The sequence below is a fragment of the Commensalibacter nepenthis genome (genome assembly GCF_029953305.1).
Lineage (GTDB): Bacteria > Pseudomonadota > Alphaproteobacteria > Acetobacterales > Acetobacteraceae > Commensalibacter > Commensalibacter nepenthis.
Window position 1 is genome coordinate 229436 of sequence record NZ_JASBAN010000001.1, and the last position, 26820, is coordinate 256255.

Sequence of the window (26820 nt, forward strand, 5' to 3'; positions counted from 1 at the left end):
CAAAAAAATGGTGAGGTATAAATACACAAAAGCCGAGCGTATATACACCGCTCGGCAATTTTGCAATAATAGCAAAAAACAATTAACGAGAATAGAACTCAATAACTAGGTTTGGTTCCATTGTTACAGGATATGGAACATCGTTTAATTTAGGGGTACGCACAAAGCTACCTTTCATTTGACGATGATCTACTTGAATATATTCTGGTGTATCACGTTCTTTGCTTTGAACTGCATCAAGAACAATAGCAAGTTGTTTTGATTTTTCTTTAACTTCAACAACATCGTTGTCTTTTAAAGAATATGAAGGAATATTTACCTTTTTACCATTAACCAAAATATGACCATGGTTAATAAATTGACGTGCAGCAAATGGTGTTGCTGCAAATTTCATACGGTAAACAACTGCGTCGAGACGGCGTTCCAAAATATCGATCAAGTTTTCTGAAGTATCCCCTTTACGGCGTGATGCTTCTGCATAATAACGACGGAATTGTTTTTCGCTGATGTTACCATAGTAACCTTTCAGCTTTTGTTTTGCCATTAACTGAACGCTAAAGTCAGATGGCTTTGAACGACGACGTTGACCGTGTTGCCCTGGACCATATTCACGTTTGTTAATTGGAGATTTTGCACGTCCCCATAGGTTCACACCCAAACGACGGTTAATTTTATACTTACTTTGTATACGTTTACTCATAACGACTCAAAACTTTCTTATACATCTAATATTGCAGAGGCAAACAATACTAATCTTTTATTGTACTGGTAGTTCCAAATAATAATAAGGACGGGTTTATAGCTTCCTTACCAAAGTAACCTCTATCTATTTTGGCAAAAACAACAAACCGCTTTCCCAGCAATAAAAGCTATATACGAAGATAACTTCAAAAAGTCAAACAGTTAATCAAAAAATCATTGTCGTCATTTTATAATTCCGAGCAATTGAATTCTAATAGGTCAGTGTCTCAATGAAACAATTAATATAAATCAAATAAAAAATACATTTTTATATTGTAATTACACTTTTTTCTGGGATCATAATCTATTAATTTTGTCAGTTCCTATTTTAATTGCCTTGTGATTCATTGATGTTACAGAGGTAGCCGATGTGTGATTTATTTTTATTGAGTAAAGAGCAGATGGCGATGATATCGCCTTATTTTCGATTGTCGCATGGAGTTGCATATGTTGATGATAGGGGCGTTATTAGCGGGATTATTTATGGTATTACACATGGTTTTCAATGAAAAGATGCGCCAGTGAGTTATGGGTCATAAAAACCTTATATGATCATTTCATCCGTTAGAGCCAGCTTGGGCGTGTTTGATTGCATTTTTGCAGCACTTGCGGGGCAAGGGTCAACGCCTCAACGCATCATGATTGATGCCCCCCACCTCAAAGCACATCGCACAGCAGCAAGCCTTGAGTGATGGAAACATAAAGCCTTGCATTCTTTCTCGAAAATCTAGAACAGGAACCTTCTTCTTTAACAAGACAATCTATAAATTACATCATAAGGTTGAGAATATATTTACAAAAATCAAGGATCGGAGACGTGTCGCCACGAGATAGGACCGATGCCCACATACCTTCTTCTCCGCAATATGCATCCCTGCAGGTATCATCTTTTATCTCAATGAATGAGTCCCGACCTTAAATTTAGATAAAACTATTACGTTCTTTGCAGAAGGTTAATATTTGATATTTTAACTTGGAAAACGCTATTAAAACGCATAGCATACAGAATAATAACGTTATTTAAGGAGTTTTTAATGGAAGAATTATTTGCGCAAAAATGGAAATGGTTTGTTGGCTTGGGTGTTGTTACATTGATTTTGGGGTGCTTGGCATTGCTGGACACAGTACTTGTCACAATTGCGGTGGTTATTGCCCTGGGGGTTGTATTAATTCTTGCGGGTATTGCACAGATTTTTCATGCTTGTTACGTAAAAGAATGGAAAGGGTTCATCTTTTCAGCCTTGGCAGGGATTGTGTATTTGATTGGCGGGATATTTCTTGTTAAGGGTCCCGTATTGGGATCTCTTGTTCTGACAACCTTTCTAGCGGTTTGTTTTTGTTTTGGTGGCATCATGCGTATTATGATTGCATTAAACCATAAATCGACAGGTGGCTGGGGATTTTTGATGTTTAGTGGGGTTTTAGGTATTGTCGTGGGGATGTTGCTTTTTATCCAGCCATTAAGCGGATTATGGTTTATTGGTTTCATGATTGCTTTTGATCTTATTTTTGTGGGTGCTGGTTGGATACAGCTAGGTCTTAATTTAAAAAATAAGATCAATTAACTTAACTAATATCTATTGCTTATCTTCCTTTGGTCCTCTGACCAACTCAGAAACAATACCATGTAAAGTTCGTAATTCTTGATCTGTCACTTCTCCTCTTTGAAAGAAGTGACGAAGATTACGAACCATTCCTGGACGTTTTTGCTCATTACGTAAAAAACCACAATGATCGAGTTCTTTTACTAAATGAGACATAAAATTCTCTAATTCACCTTTGGTGGCAATATGCGTGCCATTGGTCTGTAATTGACGTTGAGGCGTTTGATCCGCAGCCATCCACCATTCATAAGCCATAATCATTACAGCTTGAGCCAGATTTAAAGACATAAATCGTGGGTCTAAAGGATATCTTATCCAATAATCTGTATGCGCAAAATCATTATTTTCCAAACCTGTTCGTTCTGGACCAAATAAAATTCCAACCTTTAACTCACGATTGGTCATCTCACGCATTTCTAATGCGCCACCTCGAGCGGTCAATAACGGCTTGATAATATGTCGTGGTCGTGGACAAGTCGCAAAAACATGATGAAGATCAGCAACCGCATCTTCAACCGTTTCAAAAATCTGAGCATTATCCAATAAACGATCAGCACCCGAAGAGGCGCGCCAAGCAATTTGTTGAGGCCATCCATCACGAGGTGCAACAAGTCTTAGGTGAAATAATCCACCATTTGCCATTGCTCTGGCAACAGTACCAATATTCTCGCCAAGCTGGGGTCTAACTAAAATAACGACAGGTGTATTGCCGATCGGGACTAAATCAGCGCCACCATCTTTCCCTGTCATATTTGTCTCCATATCGTCCCTTGAGGGCTATCTTCTAACACAATTCCTTGCTCTTTTAACACATTACGAATACGATCAGCTGTTACAAAATCTCTGGCTTTTTTAGCAGCGTTTCTTTGTTCTATTAAGGTTTCAATTTCTTGTGCCTTATCAGTGTTTTGAAACCATTTTGAAGGTGCGATATTAAATAAACCCAATTGTTGACCAGCAATTTTAAGCTGTAAAGCAGCTTTTTTACTCCCTTTTAACGCTTGATCGGCGAGTTGATGCATGACCATCAATGCTTTTGGCGTATTCAGATCATCCAACATCGCTTCTAAAAAATCTTCTGGCAAAGGAACGACTTGATCCAACTCTTTTTCAAAAACTGATAGAGCACGATAAAAGCGATCCATAATTTGTTTGGCTTCTTTTAATCCAGCTTGAGAGAAATTAAGAACAGAACGATAATGCGCTTGTAACAATGCAAAACGAATAGCTTCTGGATGATGTTGCTCTAAAACTTCACGAATAGTAAAGAAATTACCCAAAGATTTGGACATTTTTTCACCATCAACCAACAACATGGCATTATGAACCCACATATTAGCAAATTTACTTTCTGGAAAACAACATAGGCTTTGCGCACATTCATTTTCATGGTGTGGGAATAACAAATCATGCCCCCCTCCATGAATATCAAAACTTTCACCAAGGTAACGATATGACATTGCTGAACATTCTATATGCCAGCCAGGACGCCCCCTTCCCCAAGGACTATCCCAGCCAGGTTCATCTTCATTTGAAGGTTTCCATAATACAAAATCTCCAGGGTTCTTTTTATAAGTTGCAACTTCTACCCTTGCCCCTGCAATTAACTCTTCTGGATTTCTGCCTGATAAATGTCCATATTCCTTATATGAAGGAACCGAAAATAAAACATGCCCTTCGGCTGCATAAGCATGTCCATTCTTCATTAATTGAGAAATCATTTGTTGAATTTCTTCAATATGTTCAGTCGCACGCGGTTCAACATCAGGAGGTAAAATATACATAGAATGCATATCTTGATGAAAATCTTTTGTAGTTCTTTCGGTCAAAGACTGTATAGATTCATTATTTAATTTTGCGCGAGCATTGATTTTGTCATCAACATCTGTGATATTACGCACATATGTAACTTTTGGATATAATGACCGCAGTAACCGAACCAAAATATCTGCGGTAAGCATTGCTCTTAAATTACCAATATGTAAAAAATCATATACTGTAGGTCCACAAAAATAGAGACGAACATGTAAAGGATCCAAAGCAACAAAAGGAATAGCCTTATGTTGGCGACTGTCATATAACGATAAATTTAACTTACTCATTTCTTCTTTTCTTTACTGTCTCTATTTTAAAGCTACTTAAATGTTTTTATTTTCTTTACTAAAAATTACAAGTCTTTTTTCTCTGTTCCGTAGATCATCAAATGCAGAATAATACACGAAATTTCTTTAAAAATGAACTCATCGCTATTGCTTATATTGCGATTCCTATTGCTTTTGCTCAGTTATTTCAAATGGCAATGGGAGTTACAGATACGATCTTACTCGGTCACGTTAACAAAGAAACATTGGCTATTGGTGGATTAACAACAAATATTTTCTTTTCAATTTGTATTGTATTTCAATCCGCCCTCAGTGCCGCTGCAATTTTAATTGCGCAAAATATTGGCGCGAAAAAAATCAAAGATATTTCCAAGATTTATTATACGACTTATCTTTTTGGATTATTGTTATGTATTCCTTGTTTTTTCATTTTATATCATTCAAGTACAATCTTGCAATGGAATGGAGAACATGACCAAAATATTCTAATAAAATCAAAAAATTTTATGATGATTTTACTGTGGGGTTTACCGCCTCTGATTGCTGGGGCAGGATTAATCAGGGTTATTCTACCTGCATTAAACGCCTCTAAAATTCTTTTACAAATTACTCCAATTACCGCAGTCATTAATGGTGTGTTTAATGCAGCCTTTATTTATGGTTTATGGGGTGCTCCTAAAATGGGATTATATGGTTCTGCACTGGGAACAACGATGGCTTTATGGCTATCCAGCTTTATTTTGATCGGTGTGGCACATTGTAAAAAAGACCTCAAACAATATCTCTATCCAATTGCAATTGATTTATCTTTATTACGTCCTCTTTTTAAATTGGGCTTTCCGATTTGTATTAGCTCGGCAGCAGAAATACTCTTATTCTTATTTGCCAATTTCAATGCAACAAAATTAGGAACAGAATCCTTAGCTGCACATCAAATTGCCCTGAGCTTTGCTACATTTACCTTTATGATTCCTTTGGCAATTTCACAGGCAGCAAATGTCAGAGTCAGTTATTGGATTGGCGCACAAAAACCATATCGTGCAAAAAAGAGCGGTTTTATTTCTATTGGGCTTGGTGCGTTAATCATGAGTATTGTATGTGTTACCATATTTGTCTTTCCTTATTTGGTGGTTTATATTTCCATAGATGCATCTTCCCCCGATAATGCCAATACTGTTGCGATTTCGATTGCGATTATCCAAGTAGTCGGTTTATTTCAAGTGGTCGATGGTATTCAAACCGTTGCTATGGGGGCATTGCGTGGATTAAAAGATACGACAATCCCAATGATCTTAGCATTAATAAGTTTTTGGGGTGTTGGATATACATTAAGCATATGGTTTGCATTCCACAAAGAATGGGGAGCGCCAGGATTATGGGCTGGTATGGGTGTTGGTTTAGGATTTCTTGCTATTTTAGCAACGTCAAGATTTTATTTTTTAACACGTAATCCCAAAAAAATGCTTGATCGTGCACTACGATAATTTGGCATAATCATACAATACGGTTAAGCGGTTGAGTTGCGTGAATATAGGTTTGTTTACACCCGTCTATATCGTAGCAATTTTTTACGTAACTTGCTTTCTTTATACAAAAAAGCCCCACTTAACGTGAGGCTTTAAAACTTTATTAGATCGTGATGGTTTTAGAATTTAAAGGAAACCGAAACAGATCCATAATTAAATAATCCACTTCTTTGACCGTTAAATTCTTGGGTTTGCCAAGTTTGAGTATAGGCGATTTTATAGCCTTTCACAATCACAGCTGCACCAGCAACAATTTCACCAACATCCCATTTTTTAGATACATGTTGTTGATGAGAATGTGTTGGATCGCCTTGTAAAGTAGAGTTATAAGCCACTGCTTGACCATCAACCCCACCAAAAACATACCAGTTTACAAAACGTGTTCCAACATAAGCATCAGTACCATCATTGCCTGAACCAATACGAGAAGGGCCAAAATCACTGTCTAATCCTTGCCCAAAGCGAACGATTCCACCTAATTGTGCAAAGGTTTTATAGTTACCTGCAGCACCATTTGCAGAAGGTAATACGTCAAAATCAACATGACCCAATTGTGCAAATTTATAACGCCATGTACGCCCCATTTGAACTTGAAATACAGGCATATTTTTTAATTGATTGTGCCAACCGTTATTTTTATTATCCCCAATAATACTATGGAATCCATTTTGAACTTGACGACCCAAAGCACCAGGCCCCATTAAGCCTGCTTGAATACCAAATACACTGCGCGTATTATCGGTATCGCTGATTAAATTAACTGTTGTTAATAACACACCTGCATAAGGGCGATCAAAGGGTAATTTGTCAAATGCTCTGGTATCGCTTGGGGTGAACATCATTTGTTGCAAACCCCAATGAATACGTTGCATTCCTTTGCCCAACAAAAAAGTATTTACGTCGGCAATCGGTGTCGGAAGGCTGTCTGTTGGGGATGTCCAACCAATTCTTAATCCATTAGTATAATACCGATCGGATGTTCCACTTTGTGTTGAAACTGCGTCATTTTCCCATTGTAAGGTTAAGGTATTATAAGGATCTTGTTTAGGGGTTGCATGTGCTGAAGGTGATGACAAAACAGCGCCTGAAACAATAGCTGTTGTTAAGAAAAAGCAAGAAACAGATAAGCGTTTTTGATTGCTCATAATATGCCCTATAACCTTATAAAAGAAAAATGGAAACCGTTCTTTCTTATCTACGGCTTTTATTTTTCAAAGAAAAGATTTCTTTAACTAGGTTAAATCATTTAATCTTGTGTAGGAACATATTTGCAACGCTATTATAATTAATATATAGTAATAGTAACGAACTATTTTAGGAATTAACATGAAAGAAATTAAAGTTCAGATTACGGACTTTGAATATGATTATATTCAACAATATACGCAACAATTTAACGTTCCAATAGATTCTAACCTTATTAATCAAATATACGATAATATATATCGAAAATAATTTTTCATCTTTAAAAGAATTATTCTTTTTTCCTTTTAATAATTCTGAAGAACAATTAGAGAAAATACAAGAGAAAATTATGGATAGTGAGAATACTCATATCACTTGTTTAATAAAAGTAGGAACTGTTAATAATCCTTCAGATTTTAGCTTACTTGACGTTAATTTAGTTGGTTATCAAGGAAATGAAGCAATAGTTGATCTTAATAGTGGGCGTAGAGTTAGAATAGAACATGTATATAATAATTATAGAAATAAAAAATTTGGCGAACTTTTGAATAGAGAGAGTTTATTTTGCAGTAAATTTCGAGAAAAATTCGATTTCCAATCTTTATTTCGGATCAATCAAAAAATTTATCTATCTTTGTAATAAATCCTACCGCTATTGATGCCACATAGCATTCGGAACCTTCTTTTGCAAAAATTTTTCATGCGCCTCAAGTTCTTGTTGAGTGGGTTTAATAAAAATCGGTGTATGTTCTTGGAGTTTATGATAAGTTTTTCCAATTTTCTCTGATCCTTGACTAGCAAACCCCAATCCTCTTTGTCGTCCTCCTGTTAATTGAATATAGACTTCTGACAATAATTTACAGTCTAGCAAAGCATTATGCGTGGTACGTTGTGACAAATCGATTGAAAAACGACGACATAACGCATCCAAACTATTTGGGGATAATGGATATTTTGCTCTGGCAAGTTTCAACGTATCAATCATTCGATCTAGCGAAACAATCGGGCGTTTAATACGGCTAAGCTCTGCATTGATAAATTTAAAGTCGAACGGTGCATTGTGAGCTACCAAAGGATCATCTTGAATAAATTCCAAGAAATCATCAGCAATTTCTTTAAATTTTGGTTTTCCTTTTAAATCCTCAATGGTCATCCCATGCACTCGCGTTGCCTCAATGGGAATATCTCGTTCGGGATCAACAAGAACATGATAAAAATTTTCAGTGGGTAAATCATTAATCAGCTCAATAGCGGCAATCTCAATAATACGATCCCCTTTATCAGGATCAACCCCTGTTGTTTCTGTATCAAATAAAACCGAACGTTGATTCATAATTGACCTGCCTGCATTAAAAGAATGAGTTTTTTTACTTGAAAAAAAGTGTGTGCTTTGGACAAACCTGTTTGAACAACAATATCTGCCATTTTACATTTGGTTTTAGATGGAATCTGAGCATCTATAAAAGCACGGGCTTGTTCCCATGTAATTTTATTACGCTTTAATATTCTTACTTTTTGGATACTTATTGGTGCGGTAACCACTAATGTTTTTGTGCAAAGCAGATTGATTTTTTTCTCAAAAAGCAATGGCACATCTAAAATACACCATTTTAATCCTCTAGCTTGTGCTAGACGTATAAATTTTTCTCGTTCTTGAGCAACCATCGGCAAGATAATTTGCTCAATCTTTTTTAAATTATTGCGATCTTGAACAACTAAATGACGCAAATAATTTCTATCCAAAGTATTCTCTTTAACTGCGCCTGGGAAAATTTCTTCAATACGCTTTAACCCTTTACCATGAGGTGCTTGTAATTGATGAACCACACGATCTGCATCAAAAATAGGAAAACCATATTGATGGAACAAAGCACATACAGTGCTTTTTCCCATTCCCATGCTGCCTGTAACCCCTAATATTTTCATATGCTGGTTATTTCTTTAAACTATTTGCAACAAATTCTGTCAGTTCATGATCGACACTTGGATCAACACCAAACCATTTCGAAAACCCTAAACGGGCTTGATGTAATAACATTCCAAGCCCCTCAATTGTTTTCAATCCTTTTTGTTGTGCTGCTATTAATAAAGGAGTCATTCTAGGAACATAAACAATATCCGTCACAACCAAATCTGCACGTGCATGTTGCAAATCAAATTGAAAATCTTCTTTACCTTCCATACCCAAAGAAGTTGTATTGATTAAAAGATCAAATTGCCCCAATTCTTTTGCCCATGACTGCCATTTTATGATTTGCCCAGCCCCTAAATCTTGCACAAGCTGTTCAGCGCGTTGTAACGTTCTATTGGTAATAGATATTTGAGCATTCTCTTGAATCAAAGAATAAGCCACAGAGCGTGCCGCCCCGCCAGCCCCTAAGATCAGAATCTTTTTATTGGTTAAAGTAAGACCTGTATCTTTGAGGTTGGCAACAAAACCGTCACCATCAGTTGATGTACCACATATTTTGCCATCATCTGCGAACCATAAAGTATTAACCGATCTCATTTTTCTTGCCGTTTCATCAACCACATCACAACATTGATAAGCAGCCTCTTTATGAGGAATGGTAACGTTACATCCTTTAAACCCAGCAGCTTTTATACTTTGAATAACAGTATTAAAATCTTCTGCTTTAACCGCCAAAGGAATATATGCCCCATCAATAAGGTGTCTTTGCAACCAAAAATTATGTAATAAAGGTGAACGTGAATGTTCAATAGGCCACCCCAATACAGCTGCAATTTTCGCTTTTCCAGTTATTATTTGCATTGAACTTGGTACTCCTTTAGTGCCATAGGTAATAAAAGTGATAATCGTTCAGCCCATTCATACTGTTGATCCATCGTTGTAATTGAATCTTGACGGATTTCCAACTCTAAATAAGGTAAATTTCTTTGATAAGCATGCGTTGGAACAGTATAATCATTTTTTTCTGTTAACGCATATGGTTCATTATCGCCTATTGGATAATGATAATTCTCTTCAAGTAATTTCTTGAAAATCATCGAAAATTGGTTGTTACGACCGTGCAAAATCCCAGCATGCCAAGGTCTTTGGAAACCATCATTCATAACTGGGGTAAAGCTGTGTAAAGATATAAAAAAAGTTTGTATATTCGTTGTTAAACGTTCATCAATTAATTTTGAGATTGTTTGATGGTATGGTTTGTAAATCTCATCAATCCGTTCTTGCTTTTGCATCAAATCAAGGTTTTGATTACCCATAATGGCTAGGTCATCGCTTGTCTGTGCGATTAATGTGGGATTATTTTCCCCACGATTACAATCAACCACCAATCTAGAATAAGTTTGGGCAATAAATGTCGCCCCTAATAATGTAGATAATTGTTCACCAACATTTTTAATACCAATATCCCAAGCAATATGACGATAACGATCCTTTTCTTGCAACCCCAGATCGGCAAGTTGATCTGGAATAACATACCCCGCATGATCGCAAACCATAAGGAAAGGAGAAAAAGATTTCTCATGCATTATAGAAACAGGATTGGGATCATGATTACACAATAACATTGATAACTCCTTAATCGAAACAGGCATTTACTATAGGTTAAAATTAGTATTTTTTAAAACACTGAAATATTCAGAATCAAAACAAATAATATGATCGCCTATACTTAAATCAAAATGATGTGCCGAACTTTGTAACATCATCGCAAATTTGGTTTCATTTTTACGCATCAAAGAGGTAAATTCATTGCCGAAACCATAGTAAATAGTAATCAGGTGCGTTGCATAAAGATTTAATGCTTTTTGAATAATTTCTGAAATTGCTTTGGTATTTTGATGGATAATATATTCATCACAAATCAGCTTTTGCTGGTTATTTAAAAATAATAACCGTAACATATTTTTGTTGTGAGCTTCTTTTTCAAGTGGATATTCATTCAAATAAACAATCACGTCTTTCCAGCATTTTAAGGAAGGGCGATTATTGAAATCAGGTAAAATTAATCGTTCAGTTATTTGTTTTAAGAAATCAATTACTTGTATAAATTCTTGTGATATTTTTTCTTTTTCTAATTGTTCTGCTGGGGCACTAAATAACCCATCTAACGAGCCAAAACTATTCATTAAATGTTTTGCTAGTGGTTTCGTATCTCTTCTTGGAATAACTAAATAAAGTAACATTTCAAGAAGTTCATAATCCTCAAGCGCCTGTCCACCCTTTTGTAATAATTTGGCACGCATCCTTCCCCGATGTCCAACACCATTCAGAGTTGTAAATTGTTTGCTTCTTTTTGAAACAGGCGGTAAAAAAGAATTGTCCATCTTAAATCTTATTTTATGTTGCTTTACAGTAATTCATCAAAGTTATTTATAAAAATATGACCGAGTATCTAAACCAATTAAATCAAACGCAACGCGAAGCCGTAGAAACAACAGAAGGACCTGTGTTAGTTCTGGCGGGTGCAGGTACTGGGAAAACCAGAGTATTAACAACTCGTTTTGCCCATATTTTATTAACTGGCAAGGCATATTCCAATCAAATATTAGCAGTTACCTTTACAAACAAAGCCTCAAAAGAAATGAGCGAGCGAATTGCGCATTTAATTCAACAACCTGTTGATGGGTTGTGGTTAGGCAGCTTTCATAAAATCTGTGCTAAAATGTTACGAATAAATGCACATCTTGTTGGGCTCACCTCTAATTTTACAATCCTAGATACCGATGACCAAATCAGATTACTTAAACAAATTATCCCTTCTTATCCAATTGATTTAAAAACGACGCCTCCTCAACTGATTCTTGGAACGATTCAATCTTGGAAAGATAAAGGATATTCCTTTGGGAACTTACCTGCTTCTGAAAAAAATACCCCAGAAACTATTATTATTCAAGAAATATACCATACTTATCAAGTCAGGTTACAGCAATTAAATGCTTGTGATTTTGGGGATTTGATGTTGCATGTTTTTAACATTTTCAATCAGTATCCAGAAGTCCTTCAAAAATATCAACGATATTTTAGATACATATTGGTAGACGAATATCAAGACACCAACATCATTCAATATTTATGGTTACGACTTTTGGCGCAACGTTCAGACGACATCCCAAATATTTGCTGTGTTGGGGATGACGATCAATCGATTTATTCTTGGCGTGGTGCTGAAATTGCGAATATTTTGCGATTCGAAAAAGACTTTCCCACCGCCAAAATTATTCGTTTGGAAGCAAACTATCGATCAACTCAAAATATCCTTGGTGCTGCCTCAGAATTAATTAATCATAACTCACAACGTTTGGGAAAAACACTGCAAGCCGCCAACAAGCCCGTTCAGAATGAAAAAGTACATATTGCTTCTGTATGGGATTCACATGAAGAAGCTCGTTTGATTTGCGACCAAATGATTGCCTTGCAAAAGGATAGACATCGCTATGGTGATATGGCTATTCTAATGAGAACAGGCTCTCAAACACGTCCATTTGAAGAACGTATGATTATGTTGGGGTTACCTTACAAAATTATTGGCGGTTTGCGTTTTTATGAACGTGCAGAAATCAGAGATGCCATTGCTTATATGCGTATTGTTGCCCAACCTAATGATAATTTAGCTCTTGAGAGAATTATCAATATCCCTAGAAGAGGCGTTGGCAGCGTTGCTCTGCAAAAGATACATATGAAGGCACGGGAACTTGATATTCCAATGTTACAAGCTGTTGATTATTTACTTATTAATAACCAACTTAAAGGCAAAATTTATACTGAGTTAACCCTATTGATGAATCAATTGGATCAAGCAAGAAAGAAAATCGAAACAGAGGGATATGTTAGTGCCATAGACGATCTACTCAATAATTGTGGTTATATCGATATGTGGAAACAAGATAAATCCCCCGAAGCTGCTGGAAGGCTTGAAAATATCAAGGAGCTTTTTCAAGCAACCGCTGAGTTTCCAAATTTAGTCGAATTTTTAGAACATATTTCTTTGATTATGGATAATGATGATTTATCGGGTGATGACAAAGTCAATTTGATGACCTTACATGCTGCCAAAGGTCTGGAATTCAATATTGTTTTCTTACCTGGTTGGGAAGAAGGGCTTTTCCCCTCTCAACGCACAATGGATGAGAGCGGCATAAACGGTCTTGAGGAAGAACGTAGGTTGGCTTATGTTGGTATTACCAGAGCCAAACAAATTTTATTTATTTCTCATGCAGCCAACAGACAGATTTATGGGCAGTGGCAATCTTCTATTCCCAGTCGTTTTGTCGAGGAGCTTTCTGATAAATATACAAAAAAAACCTCGCACATTAAGCAAAGTCAAAATCGTCCTCAAAAAAATAACGATTATTATGACCGCTACTCCTCGCCTAAATTCTCTACTGAAATTACACAAGGAGCCACTTACTCACAAGCCAAACGTCCCTATTCCCCACCTAAAACCAAAAATATCCCTGTTGGCAGTCGTGTTTTCCACCAAAAATTTGGGCATGGAACTGTTCTCAGTATTGAAAATAATAAACTTGAAGTTTGTTTTGATAAATCGGATATTAAACACGTAATTGACAGCTTTGTAACGTTAGAATCATGACATTAAAAACAAAAAGACACGCCACTGCTCTGGAAACCATTTCTGTTGTTGTTCCAGAAGAACATGTTGAAATCTTTGAAAACGCTTTGGGTACGATCTGTCCAACCGTTGGGATTTTCGAAGAGGATTCCGATAATAATATTTGGCGGTTGGAAGGCATCAAAGATGTAGGCTATGGTGAAGAAGAACTTGCCAACGCCCTAGCTCTGGCCAATAGTATTTCTGGGATTTCCCCTGAACTACAAAGAAAATCAACCGAAACAGATGGATGGTTAGCCAGAACTTACGAGGCTTTTCCTGAACAAGCTATTGGCAAACGATTCATCATTCGTGGAACGCATTTAGATGATACCCCGTCTCCTTCTCATCTTGTATTAACTTTGGATGCTGGTGTTGCGTTTGGTTCAGGCGAACATGGATCAACACGAGGATGCTTAATTGCACTTGAAACAATTGCACACTTAAAACCTCAAAATATATTAGACCTTGGTTGTGGTTCGGGTATTTTGGCAATGGGGGCTGGGGCTTTATTAAATAAAAAAGTGTTGGCTGTTGATATCGAACCATGGTCTGTTCGTGCAGCTAAACAAAATGTTATTCGCAATGGCTTACGCAACTTGGTCGTATGTGAACATGGAAATGGGTGGTTATCCCCATCTATTCGTAAAAAAGCCCCTTTTGACTTAGTTTTTGCAAATATTTTGGCACGTCCTTTATGCAAAATGGCGAAAGATTTAGCTAAAAACCTAGCTCCTGGTGGGCGGGTCATTTTATCTGGATTACTTGCAACCCAAATCCCTATGGTATTGGTAGCTCATCAACGTCAAGGATTAAAATTACAAGAAAAAATTATTCAAGGCAGCTGGGCTGCATTAATTTTATATAAGCCAAACAAATCATGACCCATATCAGACACGCTATTCCCTCTGATCTTAGAGGGATTCTGGAAATCACAAACCATGAAATTGTAAATGGAACCGCATTTTGGATGACCATTCCCAGAACATATCAAGAACAGGTGCAATGGTTCGAAGCAAGAGAAAAAGCAGGCTATCCTGTTTTTGTAGCGGTTGATGAAACGCAAAAAGTCCTTGGGTTCGCCTCATATGGTTTATTCAGACCCTATGACGGATATAAGCACACCGTCGAACATTCAGTATATATTTCCCCACATGCCCAAGGAAAAGGTCTGGGAAAAGCATTGCTCAAAGAGCTAATCTCTTATGCACAACATCATAATGTGCATGCTATGATCGCAGCAATCACCGAAGGTAATACAGCATCAGTTCGGTTACATGAATGGTTTGGATTTAAATATGGAGGTATTCTACCCCAAACAGGAATTAAATTCGACCAATGGTTAAACCTTCTCTTTATGTATAAAATTTTAACTTCTGATGATTAAAAACCTATTGAAAAGACTATAAATATGAATTCTGCACAAAAACTTGCTCAAATACGCTCGCTCTTCAAACAGCACCATGTTGATGGCTTTATTATTCAAAAAGGTGATGAATTTCTGAATGAATATGTTGCCCCATATGCAGAACGTTTGGCTTGGCTAACTGGATTTACAGGGAGTGCAGGCATGGCGATTATATTAGATCAAAGCGCTGCGGTTTTTTCTGATGGACGATATATTCTGCAAATGCAGCAAGAGCTTGATCAAAATAATTGGGAAAGCTTTCATATTTCCAAACATCCCCCTCTTCAATGGATCTTGGAGCAAAAGCAAAATTCTATTCGCCTTGGATATGATCCAAAATTAATGAGTGAACGGGATTTAAAAGCATTCGATCATTCTTCGGTTACTTTAGTTCCAATTGTAAATAATCTGATTGATCTTATATGGAATGACCATCCTGCGCCGCCCAGGCAACCTATCGTTGCACATGAAATACAATTTTCTGGTCAAGATCATCACGAAAAGATCCAAGCCTTACAACAAGAATTAACCCTCAATCAAGAAGACGCTTATATTTTGTGTGATCCTGCTTCTATTTGTTGGTTGTTGAATATTAGAGGCTCAGATGTTCCTTACACGCCAATTCCTTTGGTTTTCGCAATCGTTACACATAACAAAGTGGCTCTATATGCGGATCAAACGCAATATACAGGATCCTTATCTGAATTTTTAGGAAACGATATTCTTTTAAAATCTCATACTGAGCTAGAGACAGACTTAATTGCCTTGGCAAATATGAAAATTGCGTTTGATCCTGCACAAACTCCGATTTGGTTTATTCAAACACTCGAAAAATATAAGGTTACATTTAATAAACGAAATAATCCATGTATATTACCTAAATCCTGTAAAAACCCGATTGAACAAGAGGGCGCACGCCAAGCTCATATTCGAGACGCTGTTGCAGTGTGTCGCTTTTTATATTGGTTAGAGCATCATGGTGTTGGGCATAGTGAAGTCGAGGTTGCTCAAAAACTTAATGGTTTTAGACAAGAAGCTGGTGGTGATTTTTATAAAGAAGAAAGTTTTCCAGCCATTTCAGGCGTTGGAGCCAATGGCGCCATTATTCATTATCATGCAACTCCTGAAAAATGTTCAATTTTAACAGAAGATAAAGCATATTTAATTGATAGCGGTGGGCAGTATCTTGATGGCACAACAGATATCACGCGTACTATTTGGTTAGGAAAAAATCCAGCCCCTCAAGATTTAAAAGAAGCTGTCACGTCTGTTTTAAAAGGACATATTGCTATATCCTCTGCTATCTTTCCAAAAGGCACAACAGGCAGTAGATTAGATGTATTGGCTCGATATACGTTATGGCAAAAAGGGTTAGATTACGATCATGGAACAGGTCATGGCGTTGGCAGTTACCTTTCTGTTCATGAAGGACCTTGCCGTATTTCCTCAATTCCTTTCCCTGTTCCTTTACAAGAAGGAATGATTATTTCAAATGAGCCTGGATATTATCTTTCAGGTCAATATGGTATTCGATTAGAAAATTTATTGTTAGTCACCTCAACCACTTACGATAATTTTTTAAAATTTGAGCCTTTAACGATGGTTCCTTTTGATGTGAATCTTATGAATATAGAGTCTTTGTCTATAACTGAAAAAAACTGGTTAAATCAATATCATCAACAAATAATTGAAAAAATTTCTCACTTTCTTAATGACCAAGAACAACAATGGCTCCGTAAACTTTGCCTGCCTGTAACATAGTTGTTCCTTTTGTATTTTCGAAAAATGATTATAATGGCTTGTCAATCGTTAATTATTACAGTTTAAACTTTAAAGGAAATTTTAAATGTCCGATTTAATTCCCGTAACCCTTATTCCTGGTGATGGTATTGGTCCAGAGATTATTGCTGCTACGCTTGATATTCTAGAAACAATTAAAGCACCATTCCAATGGGACAAACAATTGGCAGGTATGGCTGCGGTTGATGCTTCTGGTGATCCTTTGCCACAACAAACGATTGATAGTATTCATAAAACAGGATTGGCTTTGAAAGGTCCTTTGACAACACCAGTCGGCAAAGGTTTTCGTTCAATCAACGTAACCCTTCGTAAAGAGTTTGGTCTATATGCCAATGTGCGTCCAACACGTACATTAATTCCAGGCGGACGTTTCGAAAATGTAGATATTGTTTTGGTTCGTGAAAACCTCGAAGGTTTTTATGCAGCAATGGAACATTATATCCCTGTTGGTGATGATCCAAAAGCCATTGCAACTTGTACTGGATATACCTCCAGAACAGAATGTCGCCGTATTGTTAAATATGCCTTCGATTATGCGGTGAAAAATCACCGAAAAAAAGTAACATTGGTTCATAAAGCCAATATTTTAAAAGAACTTTGCGGATTATTCTTAGAAGAAGGTCGTAAAGTTGCCAAAGAATATGAAGGTAAAATTGCATGTGAAGAACGTATTGTTGATGCGTGTGCAATGGAATTGGTTTTAAAACCAGAAACTTATGACGTCATTGTTACAACAAATTTATTTGGTGATATTTTATCAGACCTGACCTCTGGATTAATCGGTGGTCTGGGAATGCCTCCAGGTGCGAATATTGGTGAAAAAGCAGCAATGTTTGAAGCAGTTCACGGTTCTGCCCCTGATATTGCAGGAAAAAATTTAGCCAATCCATTGGCTGTATTGCGTGCCTCAGCAATGATGTTGGAATATGTCAATCGTGCTGATCTAGCGAAACGTATTGAAACTGCAATTGAAAAAGTTGTGGTACACGACAAAGTCCGCACCAAAGATTTAGGTGGAAATGCCTCAACCAGTGATATGACCGCGGCATTAAAACAAGCAATCGCTTAATAAAAAAACGAAAGTGTTATTCTATGTCATGCCCTAGAAATAACACTTTTAATTTTTATATATTTTATATTAACTTTGTTTGTTAAAAAGATTATACTCAATCTGTAGCTATTAAAGGAGCTTAACATGGCTAAGAATTGTAAAAAAATATGGCGTACTCTCGTTGGGTTGGGATTTGCTGCATGTGGGATCAGTAAAGTTCTCGGAGTAGACATTCAAGCAAAAAGATTTGCACAATTAAATTGGTCAGAATCTAATATGAAAACATTGGGTGGAGCTCAAATCGCCGGTGCTACAATGCTTAGCTGTAAAAAAACGTCTAGATTAGGTGCATTGCTTTTGGCCAGTTCTGCATTATGTTTGCTGGTAACTGGACTTAAACATAATAGAAAAGAAGAATTAGCAATCGACAGTTTTGGTATTTTTGCTGCTTTGTCCATTTTATTCTCTAAAAAATGTAAAAAATAATATTATTTTTTTTATAATTAAATAAATAGCTCTTTTACTTTTATAAAAGAGCTATTGTTATACCTACATATTCCCTAGAATATTCGATAATGCATTAATATCTTGCTGTGAAGGATCGGCTGATACTTTGGCCCGTTTCGCATTATACGCTGCCAACTGCTTTTCTTTTTGTTTAACCTCTTGAGAAGTCATAGAATGATCTGTTTTGGCTTTTTGAAGTTTTTGACGTACAGACCATGCTTGACTATCTATCTTACTTAACTCATTTCGGCGTTGTGCAATATCGTTTTGCAATTGATTTGCTTGTTGATAAGATTGTTTTGCTTGTTGTTGTTGTTGTGTCGCGTTTTGTTTCTCGCTACTCAACTGATTTTGCAAGTTTTGGGTTCTGTTTTGATAACCACCCCCAACAGAACAACCAATTCCAGAAAAGAAATTGCTTTGATCTGGATTGCAATCCTGTGTAGAGGAGCATGCTGCCAATAACAAAATCCCTGTAAATGGCATAAAGAGACGAAAAGATTTAATCATTTTATCCTCTTGTTTGATTATATCCAGCAGGTTGAGCCCCCATTCCTGTAACCAGTAAATTTTCAGCATATTTCAAACGATTGATTGCATCATCTGTTTGTTGTGCTTCCTGTGCAAAACGAGGGTCTTTTGATAGTGTTGCATATTGATGCATTTGACGACTTTGCTCTGAATAATAATTGATTTTGCTATTCAAATTATTTGATGTTTGTTGAATCTTAGCCAGTTTTTGTTGATATTGAGCTTTTGTAATTTTCTTGGACGCGATTTGTTGATTTAAAGTTGCCAATTGCCTTTGTGCTGCATCAACTTGTTGTGCTGCTTGTTGTGCATCAGCTTGTGCAGTCAAAGTAATTTGATGTGCTGTGGCAATTTGCTTGTTGAGTTGGTCTTCTGTCATTTGCTGGTTTTGTGTTCTATCAGCAACCATATACCCAGCCCCAGTTCCAACAGCTGCACCACTTAATGAACCAATTAACAATCCTTTTTTACCACCAACAAGTCCACCCACTAATGCACCCAAAGCAGTGCCTGCAACTGCGCCTGTACCCAATGTATTATTATATTGAGCATCGCGTTGATTTTGTTTGTTTTGCTCTGGGGTTAAATTAGAATTATATGTTGCACTGCAAGCAGAAAGCATAAAACAAGCTGTGCCAACAGTAATTACCTTATAAAAATTTGACCTAAACATTTATGAATCACCTTGAAATTTTTATTATATTTTGTTTGTTTTTACAATAAATACAAGCTTATTCATCACTAAATGATTTATATATTCATATACAGAAATAAGGTTGTATTATTGTCACTTTTGTTAAAATCACTTTATCTTTACAACACTTCTCTATAAAAGAATTAGCATTTACTAAATTTCTAAAGACTTGTACCATGGTTTTTTTACGCTTACTCAGATCATTATTATTAATAGAAATTATATATTTAACCATGCCAGCGTCTTTTGCTGATACTCAGAAAATGCAGCCTCTAAGTTCACCGATTGTTTCTTTACAAAACGAGGGGAAAATCCAAGGATATTTTGATAGTAACTTGGCTATATTTAAGGGCATTCCTTATGCAGCACCTCCGATTAATTCCTATCGTTGGCTTCCTCCTCAACCTGTTCGAGAATGGCAAGGCATAAGAAAAACAACAGAATTTGCCCCAATGTGCAGTCAAAAACCAAATAGTTGGGATAAAGACCCCTCTTTTCAAAAAACAAACGAGGATTGTTTATATCTGAATATCTGGGCACCTGAATCTTATTTTTCGAATTTTAACAATCAGCACTCTTTTCCTGTCATGATTTGGATACATGGGGGTGGATTTGTTTCTGGAGGCAGCTCTCTACCGGTTTATGATCCTTCTGAACTTGCAAAACAAGGCGTAATCGTTGTTAGTTTCAATTATCGGCTTGGTCGGTTTGGCTTTTTTGCTCATCCCGCTTTGAATAGTGAGAGCGAAGAAGACAAATCCGCTAATTATGGATTAATGGATCAAATAGCTGTTTTAAAGTGGGTTCAAAACAATATTCCATCTTTTGGTGGCGACAGTAATAATGTGACAATATTTGGAGAATCTGCTGGTGGTGCCTCTATTTTATCTTTGATGACTATCCCAGAAGCAAAAGGGTTGTTTAATAAAGCAATTATTCAATCTGGAACAGGACATACGCGAGCTTTTCCCCCTACACCCAAAGATAAAGCTGAAATCATCGGCGATCATTTTGCTCAAAAACACCAGATTTCAGGAAAATCGGTTGAGACAGCAAAACAACTTAGATCTCTGTCAACCGATGATATTGTCGATGATCTAAATATTCAAAATTTACAACCTGATTTCTTTTCTGGATTAATTATTGATCAAACGCTTTTAACCCAATCTCTGGATAAAGCCTATGAAAAAGGCAATTTCTATCCAGTTCCATTAATGATTGGGGACAATGATGGCGATGGTGTCTTGCTTTCTAAAATAACGTTATCGGATTTAAACAAAGAATTAGATACAACAAGTGATGAAATTAATCATATTTATAATCCTGACAGAAAAAAGTCAGAAACAAATATTGTGCGCCAACTCATTGCAGATATTCAATTTTTAGAACCAACACGCAAATTAACACGTGAATTCATAAAGAAAAATATCCCCGTATATCGTTATCGATTTTCATATATTGCCGATACCGCACGTTCCTATAGCTCTTTTGGAGCCCCGCATTTTTCAGAAGTCCCCTTTGTATTCAATACGCTTAATCGTGTATATCAATCTGTCAGTAATCAAGACAGAGCAATGGGCAAAGCAATGATGACATCATGGGTCAATTTTGCCAAAAATGGCAACCCATCGGTCACAGGATTTCCAAATTTTCTTACTGTCAACCAAGCTCCTCAACAGTTAATTCATTACACAATGAGTGGCATTAGGTTTGAAAATGATCCTTTTCAAAATCGACTAGATTTCATTGAATCCCTTTTCAATCGTAAAGCAAACAAAGCAAAAACTTCAACGCAGAATATTCCAATCAAAGCAAATTGACCAGAATATTCCATATATTAAAGTTATATTCTTATGGGAACAAGCCTCTGGCTTGTCTAGCCATATGAACACGCTTCAACCCTGCACAAGTAGCAGCCATGCGATTGCTTACTTTCAATTCTTTGGCACTTTTAACCGTATCATAAAACCCTTTATCCATGATTTTTTTCATACGATTAATAATCTCTTCTTCTTCCCAGAAGAATTGTTGTAAATCTTGAACCCATTCAAAGTAACTGACAGTGACACCACCAGAGTTACATAAAATATCAGGAATGATAAAAATCTCTGGACGCTGTGCAAATACAACATCAGCTTCTACAGTGGTAGGACCATTTGCAGCCTCTGCCAATATTCTGCATTCAATTTTATTTGCAATTTCTTCGGTAATGACCCGTTCAACCGCTGCAGGAACCAAAACGTCACATTTAATCGTCAAGATTGTGCTTGGATCAGTCAGACATTCGGTTGAATATCCTTTTAAAACACCATGTTTTGTAACATAGGCGATAATTTCGGGAATATTTAATCCTTTTGGATCATGATAAGCAGCAGTATGATCGCTGATAGCTAGGATTTTAACCCCCAAAGCATATAATTCATTTGCAGCAACAGAACCAACGTTCCCAAATCCTTGGATGACAGCGGTTGATTGAGAAAGATCTAAATGAATTTCTTCGGCTGCTCGAACAATTGTATGGGTAACACCGCGCCCAGTGGCTTCTCTACGTCCAACGGTTCCACCACAGCTGACGGGCTTGCCTGTAACAATTTCGGTGACCGTTTGACCAGCATCATTGGAATAAGTATCCATAAACCAAGCCATCACTTGTTCATTCGTGCCAATATCAGGAGCCATCACATCAACATGCGGACCAACAAAAGGAATTAGCTCTTGCATAAAGCGTCTTGATAATGCTTCTAATTCTTTAGGAGATAATGAATAAGGATCAACGCGAACGCCACCTTTTGCACCACCATAAGGCAAATTCATTAATGCGCATTTCCAGCTCATCCACAAAGATAATGCTGCAACTTCACCAATATCCACATGAGGTGAAAACCTCACCCCGCCTTTTGCTGGTCCCAAGCTCAAATGATGTTGTACGCGATAGCCTTCATAAACAATAGTTGATCCATCATCCCGATGAATGGGGCAAGTCACGGCAATGGCTCTTTTTGGATATAGTAATCGATCGCGCTGATCGCTAGGAATTTCCAAAATATCTGCTGCTTGTAAAAATTGCTGACGTGCCATGCCAAATACAGGGCCACCATAAATATCGAACATAATCCTTTTATATCCTTAATATTAGTAAAATATGACTTGATATTATCCCCAATTTTCGTTTGCAGTAAATAAACTTAAAGTGTGCAATAAAACTGACTCCCATCCCTTCAAATTCTGCTTTATCAAATGAATATTTCGTGTAATAACCAGCATAATGGTAATTATGCACAGCTTGCACTTCAACATCGAGGATCCTTATGTCTGTTTTCTCTCAATTTGATGATATTTTACATTCACAAACTCCATTAAGAGACAAAATTACAGAGGCAACACGCCGCTCTGAAATTGAATGTATACAAACACTTATTCCACAAGCAACCGTATCAGATGCAATGAATAAGCAAATCACAAACCATGCCAAAGCCTTGACGCAATATTTAAGGAACCATCGGAATTTAAAGGGTGTTGAAACCATTGTTCAGGAATTCTCGCTTTCTTCTGCCGAAGGCATCGCGTTGATGTGCCTAGCAGAGGCGTTATTGCGTATTCCCGATGTTGAAACAAGAGATGCATTAATTCGTGATAAAATTAGTACAGGAGATTGGACATCTCATACTGGTTTTAAGAAACCTATTTTCACCAATGCTGCTGCTTGGGGACTAGCAATTACAGGTAAACTCGTCACACCAGTTAAAGAAAACACCTTGGCTGCTGCGCTTGCGAAACTTGCACAACGTCGTGGTGAGAATGTTATTCGCCTTAGCCTTGACAGAGCAATGCGTATGATGGGTGAGCAATTCGTCCTTGGACAAACAATCGAAGAAGCTCTGAAACATAGTCAAAAACTTGAAAAGATTGGCTTTCGCTATTCCTATGATATGCTTGGAGAAGCTGCAATTACTAAAGAAGATGCTGAACGATATCGCCTTGACTATGAAAAAGCACTTCATGCTATTGGTAAATCTGCGCAAGGTAGCACAGTTTACGAACGTAATGGGTTATCTATCAAATTATCAGCATTACACCCAAGATATTCCCGCGCCCAACATGACAGAGTGATGGCGGAATTGCTACCTGTTTTGACCAATTTAATTCTATTAGCACGCCAATATAATATTGGTATTAACATTGATGCCGAAGAAAGCGAACGCCTTGAACTTTCACTCGATTTGATGGAAGCCATTTGCCATCATCCAGAATTGCAAAACTGGAATGGTATTGGGTTTGTTGTACAAGCCTATGGTCGCAGATGCCCTTATGTTCTTGATTATTTAATTGATTTGGCTCGTCGAACCAATCGTCGTTTAATGATTCGCTTGGTAAAAGGGGCTTATTGGGATAGTGAGATTAAAAAATCTCAAGTTGAAGGACAATCTGACTTCCCCGTTTATACAAGAAAAATTTATACCGATATCAGCTATATTGCATGCGCACGTAAATTATTAGCCCATCGTGATGCTGTTTTTCCACAATTTGCAACACATAATGTCAGAACTTTGACTACTATTTTTGCCCTTGCAGGGAAAAATTACGACCCAGAACAATATGAATTCCAATGCTTGCACGGCATGGGTGAACAATTATACAACAAAGTCGTTCAAGCTGAACATTTATCCAGACCTTGTCGAATTTACGCACCAGTTGGAACACATGAAACGCTGCTCGCTTATCTAGTCCGTCGTTTATTAGAAAATGGTGCCAATTCTTCGTTTGTAAACCAAATTGGTAATGATACAATTTCAATCGATCAACTTATTGCTGACCCAGTTGCTGAAGCATTAAAAATCAATCCTGTTGGCAGTCCACATGCGGGGATCAAGGCACCTTTGTCTATTTATGGCAAAGATAGAGTCAATTCTAAAGGGGTCGATTTTAATAATGAATTTACCCTAGAAGCCTTATCTGAAGCATTAAACGCCTCTCCAGTAAGTTGGGAATCACTACCGATTATTGCTGCAAAAGCGATCCAATCCAAAAATAAGCCTCTAGAAGTTTTAAACCCAGCCAATCATAAAGATAAGGTTGGAACCGTCATTGAAGCATCCACGGAAGACGTGAACCAAGCGTTTCAATCTGCTGTTAAGGCAGCTAAAGATTGGGCATCAACAGCACCTGCACAAAGGGCTATTCCATTACTAAAGGCAGCTGATTTATTAGAAGAACAACTTTATCCATTATTAGGTTTAATTGTTCGTGAAGCTGGGAAGTCTTTCCTTAATGCATTGGCAGAAGTCAGAGAAGCTGTCGATTTCTTAAGATATTATGCAAAAACCATTGAAAAAGGATATGATAATAAAACACATATTGCTTTGGGTGGTCCAGTCGTTTGTATTAGCCCTTGGAATTTCCCTCTTGCTATCTTCCTTGGACAGGTTTCTGCTGCTTTGGCTGCGGGTAATCCTGTAATTGCCAAACCCGCAGAAGAAACCCCGTTAATTGCTGCAAAAGCGGTTCAAATTCTTCATGAAGCAGGCATTCCTGATGGTGTATTACAATTATTACCTGGCAAAGGGGATGTTGGGGCGGCTTTAGTGTCTCATAAAGATGTTCATGGTGTCATGTTTACAGGCTCTACCGCTGTTGCACGTGAAATTTCAAAAAACCTTGCGAACAGAAGATCGCCTGCGGGTGATATTATTCCTTTCGTTGCGGAAACTGGTGGGCAAAATTCTCTGATCGTAGATTCTTCTGCCCTTGCTGAACAAGTTGTTGTTGATATTATTGCGTCTGCATTTGACAGTGCGGGTCAACGTTGTTCTGCATTACGTGTCTTGTGTGTTCAAAAAGATTGCGCAGATCGTGTTGTTACCATGTTACGTGGTGCGACCAATGAATTAATCGTTGGCAATCCACTAAGCTTGAAAACGGATATTGGACCTGTGATTAGTCAAGAAGCCTTAGATCGTTTGAATAAGCATGTAGAGTATATGAAAGGAAAAGGCTTCAAAGTCTGGTCATTGCCTTTACCTGAACAAGCTCAAAATGGCACGTTCATGATGCCAACTATCATTGAAATTAATCAAATCTCAGATATTCCTGACGAAATTTTTGGTCCTGTTCTGCATATTATTCGTTATAAACGCAGCCAACTCGACCAATTGATTGACACCATTAATAATACTGGATTTGGTCTGACCTTTGGGGTGCATTCTCGTATTGGTGAAATGATTGAAAATACCACCAATAGAATCCACGCAGGGAATATTTACATTAATCGTAATATTATCGGTGCGATTGTTGGGGTTCAACCTTTTGGTGGTCGTGGTCTTTCTGGAACAGGTCCAAAGGCTGGGGCGCCTTTTATTATCAGAAGATTATTAAAACAATGCCCTGCTTATACAGATTTACCTAAACAAACCCCTCCAACCGTTGCACAACAATGGCTCAGATGGCTTGAACAATATCACCCTGTTTTTGCACAAACTGCTCATGAGCTTTTATCCCATAGTATCGTCAGTACAAATATAGAATTAAAAGGTCCAGTCGGTGAAGAAAATATCTATAAATTATCCCCTCGTGGAGCTATATTATGTATTGCAAACACACAAGATATCTTGTTCCGTCAAATCACATTGGCTCTGGGATGTGGAAATTCTGTTTTACTGCTTGCTTCTGATGAACTTACGCAATGGATGGATCAATTACCTCATCAATTAGCAACACAAATTACCAAAGTCAAAAAAGCTGATGAAAAACCTTGTGTTGTTATTTTAGGAGAAAAAGATTTCCCAGTATTTGAACAGGCTCGTCAAACATTGGCATTTACCGATCATGGTATTGTGCCTTCATTTGATGTTGATGAAGACCTCAACCCAAGTGATTTCTTAATGGAAGAACAATCGGTTAGTATCAATACAACTGCCGCTGGTGGTAATGCGTCTTTGATGACGATTGAGTAATAGCTAATAAAAAAAGGAGGATTAATATCTCCTTTTTTACTATTGAACTTAAAGAGGGGCCCATTAAAATTTTTATATATTCAAATTTATGGTCTTGTCGCAAATTTAATTATGTATTTTAGTATGATATAAAAATGGAG

23 protein-coding genes and 1 pseudogene are annotated in these 26820 nt (G+C 37.1%); 12 read left to right on the top strand and 12 right to left on the bottom strand.

The features are described 5' to 3' along the window. Positions 1-82 precede the first annotated feature (82 nt). Complete coding sequence (gene rpsD / locus QJV33_RS01040) at positions 83-700, bottom strand: 30S ribosomal protein S4 (protein WP_281461572.1); 618 nt, start codon at positions 698-700, stop codon at positions 83-85. A gap of 409 nt (positions 701-1109) precedes the next feature. Between rpsD and QJV33_RS11985 the strand changes: the two are divergent. Beyond that, a pseudogene (locus tag QJV33_RS11985) lies at positions 1110-1647 on the top strand (transposase). A 128-nt stretch (positions 1648-1775) separates the two neighbouring features. Beyond that, complete coding sequence (locus QJV33_RS01050) at positions 1776-2306, top strand: HdeD family acid-resistance protein (protein WP_281461574.1); 531 nt, start codon at positions 1776-1778, stop codon at positions 2304-2306. 12 nt (positions 2307-2318) lie between these two features. Here QJV33_RS01050 and QJV33_RS01055 read toward each other — a convergent pair whose 3' ends face one another. Both QJV33_RS01055 and cysS read right to left on the bottom strand, forming a co-directional pair. After that, positions 2319-3095, bottom strand: coding sequence for an RNA methyltransferase (locus tag QJV33_RS01055; RefSeq protein WP_281461575.1), 777 nt, complete (start codon positions 3093-3095; stop codon positions 2319-2321). Next, the gene (gene cysS / locus QJV33_RS01060; protein ID WP_281461576.1) at positions 3092-4447 is read right to left on the bottom strand and encodes a cysteine--tRNA ligase; all 1356 of its coding nucleotides are present in this window, start codon (positions 4445-4447) and stop codon (positions 3092-3094) included. Before cysS ends, QJV33_RS01055 begins: the two co-directional genes overlap by 4 nt. Before the next feature lie 101 nt (positions 4448-4548). Here cysS and QJV33_RS01065 point away from each other — a divergent pair, with 101 nt between their 5' ends. After that, positions 4549-5931, top strand: a complete 1383-nt coding sequence (locus QJV33_RS01065) for an MATE family efflux transporter (protein WP_281461577.1) — start codon at positions 4549-4551, stop codon at positions 5929-5931. Positions 5932-6092: 161 nt separating this feature from the next. Here the strand turns inward: QJV33_RS01065 and QJV33_RS01070 are convergent, their stop codons facing one another. After that, on the bottom strand, positions 6093-7118 hold the full coding sequence (locus QJV33_RS01070) for a lipid A deacylase LpxR family protein (protein ID WP_281461578.1): 1026 nt from the start codon (positions 7116-7118) through the stop codon (positions 6093-6095). 389 nt (positions 7119-7507) lie between these two features. Between QJV33_RS01070 and QJV33_RS01075 the strand changes: the two genes are divergently transcribed. Then, positions 7508-7798, top strand: a complete 291-nt coding sequence (locus QJV33_RS01075) for a hypothetical protein (protein ID WP_281461579.1) — start codon at positions 7508-7510, stop codon at positions 7796-7798. A 12-nt stretch (positions 7799-7810) separates the two neighbouring features. Here the strand turns inward: QJV33_RS01075 and dnaQ are convergent, their stop codons facing one another. From dnaQ to QJV33_RS01100, 5 genes are read right to left on the bottom strand one after another with little or no spacing between them, the layout of a single operon-like run. Then, positions 7811-8491 carry a DNA polymerase III subunit epsilon gene (gene dnaQ, locus QJV33_RS01080; protein ID WP_281461580.1) on the bottom strand — a complete coding sequence of 227 codons (681 nt, stop codon included), beginning with the start codon at positions 8489-8491 and terminating at the stop codon, positions 7811-7813. Then, the gene (coaE, locus tag QJV33_RS01085) at positions 8488-9084 is read right to left on the bottom strand and encodes a dephospho-CoA kinase (RefSeq protein ID WP_281461581.1); all 597 of its coding nucleotides are present in this window, start codon (positions 9082-9084) and stop codon (positions 8488-8490) included. Before coaE ends, dnaQ begins: the two co-directional genes overlap by 4 nt. 7 nt (positions 9085-9091) lie before the next feature. Beyond that, positions 9092-9931 carry a shikimate dehydrogenase gene (locus QJV33_RS01090; RefSeq protein WP_281461582.1) on the bottom strand — a complete coding sequence of 280 codons (840 nt, stop codon included), beginning with the start codon at positions 9929-9931 and terminating at the stop codon, positions 9092-9094. Then, positions 9922-10695, bottom strand: coding sequence for an N-formylglutamate amidohydrolase (locus QJV33_RS01095; protein WP_281461583.1), 774 nt, complete (start codon positions 10693-10695; stop codon positions 9922-9924). Before QJV33_RS01095 ends, QJV33_RS01090 begins: the two co-directional genes overlap by 10 nt. Before the next feature lie 30 nt (positions 10696-10725). Beyond that, entirely contained in the window at positions 10726-11454 is a 729-nt protein-coding gene (locus QJV33_RS01100) for a UPF0758 domain-containing protein (protein WP_281461584.1), read from the bottom strand. A 56-nt stretch (positions 11455-11510) separates the two neighbouring features. Here QJV33_RS01100 and QJV33_RS01105 point away from each other — a divergent pair, with 56 nt between their 5' ends. From QJV33_RS01105 to QJV33_RS01130, 6 genes are all read left to right on the top strand, one after another. Further along, complete coding sequence (locus QJV33_RS01105) at positions 11511-13721, top strand: ATP-dependent helicase (protein WP_281461585.1); 2211 nt, start codon at positions 11511-11513, stop codon at positions 13719-13721. Continuing rightward, the gene (locus tag QJV33_RS01110; protein ID WP_281461586.1) at positions 13718-14623 is read left to right on the top strand and encodes a 50S ribosomal protein L11 methyltransferase; all 906 of its coding nucleotides are present in this window, start codon (positions 13718-13720) and stop codon (positions 14621-14623) included. The genes QJV33_RS01105 and QJV33_RS01110 overlap by 4 nt, the downstream gene beginning before the upstream one ends. Next, positions 14620-15126 (top strand): GNAT family N-acetyltransferase, encoded by a 507-nt coding sequence (locus QJV33_RS01115; protein ID WP_281461587.1) that lies wholly within the window; start codon positions 14620-14622, stop codon positions 15124-15126. Before QJV33_RS01110 ends, QJV33_RS01115 begins: the two co-directional genes overlap by 4 nt. A gap of 24 nt (positions 15127-15150) precedes the next feature. Further along, on the top strand, positions 15151-16908 hold the full coding sequence (locus tag QJV33_RS01120; protein WP_281461588.1) for a M24 family metallopeptidase: 1758 nt from the start codon (positions 15151-15153) through the stop codon (positions 16906-16908). Positions 16909-16993: 85 nt separating this feature from the next. Continuing rightward, positions 16994-18016 (top strand): isocitrate/isopropylmalate dehydrogenase family protein, encoded by a 1023-nt coding sequence (locus tag QJV33_RS01125; RefSeq protein ID WP_281461589.1) that lies wholly within the window; start codon positions 16994-16996, stop codon positions 18014-18016. A gap of 126 nt (positions 18017-18142) precedes the next feature. After that, the gene (locus QJV33_RS01130) at positions 18143-18484 is read left to right on the top strand and encodes a DoxX family protein (RefSeq protein WP_281461590.1); all 342 of its coding nucleotides are present in this window, start codon (positions 18143-18145) and stop codon (positions 18482-18484) included. 63 nt (positions 18485-18547) lie between these two features. Here the strand turns inward: QJV33_RS01130 and QJV33_RS01135 are convergent, their stop codons facing one another. After that, positions 18548-19015, bottom strand: coding sequence for a hypothetical protein (locus QJV33_RS01135; RefSeq protein WP_281461591.1), 468 nt, complete (start codon positions 19013-19015; stop codon positions 18548-18550). A gap of 1 nt (position 19016) precedes the next feature. Then, positions 19017-19709 carry a glycine zipper domain-containing protein gene (locus QJV33_RS01140; RefSeq protein WP_281461592.1) on the bottom strand — a complete coding sequence of 231 codons (693 nt, stop codon included), beginning with the start codon at positions 19707-19709 and terminating at the stop codon, positions 19017-19019. A 197-nt stretch (positions 19710-19906) separates the two neighbouring features. Here QJV33_RS01140 and QJV33_RS01145 point away from each other — a divergent pair, with 197 nt between their 5' ends. Then, positions 19907-21550 carry a carboxylesterase/lipase family protein gene (locus tag QJV33_RS01145; RefSeq protein ID WP_281461593.1) on the top strand — a complete coding sequence of 548 codons (1644 nt, stop codon included), beginning with the start codon at positions 19907-19909 and terminating at the stop codon, positions 21548-21550. Between the two features lie 31 nt (positions 21551-21581). Here the strand turns inward: QJV33_RS01145 and QJV33_RS01150 are convergent, their stop codons facing one another. Beyond that, positions 21582-22841: a Glu/Leu/Phe/Val family dehydrogenase gene (locus QJV33_RS01150; protein WP_281461594.1), complete on the bottom strand. Its 1260-nt coding sequence runs from the start codon at positions 22839-22841 to the stop codon at positions 21582-21584. Between the two features lie 197 nt (positions 22842-23038). Here QJV33_RS01150 and putA point away from each other — a divergent pair, with 197 nt between their 5' ends. Beyond that, positions 23039-26680 carry a bifunctional proline dehydrogenase/L-glutamate gamma-semialdehyde dehydrogenase PutA gene (gene putA, locus QJV33_RS01155; protein ID WP_281461595.1) on the top strand — a complete coding sequence of 1214 codons (3642 nt, stop codon included), beginning with the start codon at positions 23039-23041 and terminating at the stop codon, positions 26678-26680. The last annotated feature ends 140 nt before the right edge of the window (positions 26681-26820 follow it).